Annotated in this window: 2 protein-coding genes; both read right to left on the reverse strand. The window is 38.5% G+C overall.

Annotated elements, in window-relative coordinates:
* On the reverse strand, nucleotides 1-1217 hold a 1217-nt coding region (locus NI464_RS15680), incomplete at its 3' end, for a multicopper oxidase domain-containing protein (protein ID WP_253139515.1).
* A gap of 745 nt (nucleotides 1218-1962) precedes the next feature.
* Nucleotides 1963-2145, reverse strand: a 183-nt coding sequence (locus NI464_RS15685) for a helix-turn-helix domain-containing protein (RefSeq protein ID WP_253139518.1), incomplete at its 5' end; no start/stop codon positions are given.

The raw sequence follows: 2145 nt of genomic DNA on the forward strand, positions 1-2145 counted from the left end.
GAATGATCCATTTTCGAGTGATCCATGCCTTGCATATCGCCATGGTTCATTTTTGAATGATCCATTTTCGAGTGATCCATGCCTTGCATATTGCCGTGGTTCATTTTCGAATGATCCATTCCTGCATGATCACCGCCACCATGTCCCATATCTTCCATGGTCAAAAGTGAGCGTGGACGTGGTGCAGGCATATGAATGCCATGTGTCATAGGATTTAATTCATTGTGCAGTGTACCAATCGCATAGCCTGCACGGTCAATTGACTCAGCTTCAATTTGATAATGTCCGCCTTTGGGCTCCACAATCACATCATAAGTTTCAGCTGTGCCAATACGAAACTCATCCACAGCAACAGGTTTTACAGGCTGACCATCAGCACTGACCACAGTCATTTTCAAGTTAGGAATACGGACATCGTAGAAAGACATCGCAGATGCATTCACAAAACGTAGGCGAATTTTTTCATTCGGTTTAAACATTCCTGTCCAATTTTGTTCAGGTGTTTTGCCATTAATGAGGAAGGTATAACCTGTAACATCCGACATGTCGGTTTTTAGCATACGCATCTGATTCCACATTTTGCGGTCAGACCATGTCGCTTTTATGCCATCACGTTTAACCTGCTTCCAAACATCACCCAAGGTTTCACGCTGATCTTGATAATATTCAGCTGAAATTTTAAGATCTTTCTGAATTTGATCACTGGTTTTTTCATGAAAATCTGACAACATCACCACATAGTCACGTTCAGCTTTTTCATGTGCTGCCAATGGTGTTTTACCTTTTGGATAAATCACAAAAGAACCATATAAGCCGTCCTGTTCCTGTCCTTTAGAATGAGCGTGATACCAATAAGTCCCGCTTTGGCGAATCTTGAATTTATAAACATACTCGCTTTGAGGCTTAATACCGTTAAAACCATTAAATCCCGGTACACCATCCATAATGCCCGGCAACAACAGTCCGTGCCAATGAATAGAAGAATCTTGGTTTTTTAAATTATTTTTCACGCGAATGATGGCTTCATCACCCTCTTCAAACTCAAGCAAAGGCGCAGGAAATTGACCATTTACGGTAATGCGCTTTACAGGCTTTCCAGTTGGGCTGACCACTGCTTCATCAATAACAAGCTGATATTCACGCACTTCGGCAAAAACCAAAGGCGACGATGCAAAACAAATACCTGCTAATAGGTACGAACTAATTTTATGAGACATAACTTAACCTTAATTTTTGAAAAATAAATAAATTTTAAAAAAATTGGTTAAGTTTTAGGAGGACGTGAAATTTCTTGCCAATACCCATTTAGATATTGGTTGGGGTAATAAAAATTAGGCTGATCTATAGAATAGAAGGTATCTAGGGGATCTAGCGAGCTTTGCAAAGAATGAAGACATGAGATCTGTGTCTGGCAGGATAAGCTAGAACATTCCTGACACTTTTTGTGATCTATATTCTGATTAAGAGCTAAATGATTATGGCAATCGGTATTCGTCTGTACTTCGTGATTAATACCATGTTGAGTGACTTGCTGTGCTTGATCTAAACAATGATCTTGGCTCATTTCAGTTTGCATATTGATATGCATTATCTTTACTGATGCAACAGACACACTACTCCATCCTATGGCAAAAACCATAAGAAAACAAAACCAAAGTTTTTTGGAGAGATGAGTCAACACGAATGCTATCTAGGAATAGAATTTAATCCAAAATATCTTAACGGAATTTCAAATATTTACAACCCAATATAATTTAGTAGTTTCTCTAAAAATAACATAATACACCTTATACGAAATTCTCTTTATTTATCTTTAAATTTCAGTATATTAGATCAAGCCGTTGTGGGGCATAGGGTACCAGAGCGGCTTTTTATTGATTATTTATGTTCCACGCTTAAAATTCGAACAATGTTTCATGATTTTTATAAGTTAAACTAAATTTAGTTGCCAATCCCAATAAGCTATTCACTAACTTGTAAATATCGGTATACCGCCTGACGACTAATCCCAAAAGCTTTTCCTAATGCCATTTTTGATGGATACTTCCCTTCCCTCCATGCTTGTCGTAAAGCTTCAGCTTGGTCAGGCTTTAGTTTATGCACCCGACCTTTGTACTTCCCCTGAGCAGAGGCGAGTTTTATTCC

Source organism: Acinetobacter lwoffii, from assembly GCF_024129685.1.
Lineage (GTDB): Bacteria > Pseudomonadota > Gammaproteobacteria > Pseudomonadales > Moraxellaceae > Acinetobacter > Acinetobacter lwoffii_X.